Genomic DNA, 238 nt, shown 5'->3' with positions numbered 1-238 from the left:
GCCACCTATAAAACCTGGGTCGGGGCCATGCCCAGCCTGCACGCCGATATCAACACCACCGCACTATCCCTAGTGGCTGCCTGGTCACTGCCGGAAGGCCACATCAAATCAGGCCTGCGTGCCATCCACCGGCTAGAAAGTCTGCCGAAAGTCAAAGCCATACAAGACACCCACTGCCTGCTGGATATTGAATCCCTCATTGCTATTGATCAACCCATGTCAGCACTGACAGCCTTGA

Annotated in this window: 1 pseudogene; it reads left to right on the top strand. The window is 55.5% G+C overall.

What is annotated here, in order from left to right:
* Positions 1-27: 27 nt before the first annotated feature.
* A pseudogene (locus HMPREF2943_RS07000) lies at positions 28-238 on the top strand (HNH endonuclease); the annotation flags it as partial.

Origin of the sequence: Corynebacterium sp. HMSC072D12 (assembly GCF_001813925.1) — a bacterium.
GTDB classification, from domain to species: domain Bacteria; phylum Actinomycetota; class Actinomycetes; order Mycobacteriales; family Mycobacteriaceae; genus Corynebacterium; species Corynebacterium aurimucosum.
The sequence above is the reverse complement of the archived record's forward strand: the minus strand, read 5'-3'. Positions and strand labels throughout refer to the sequence as shown.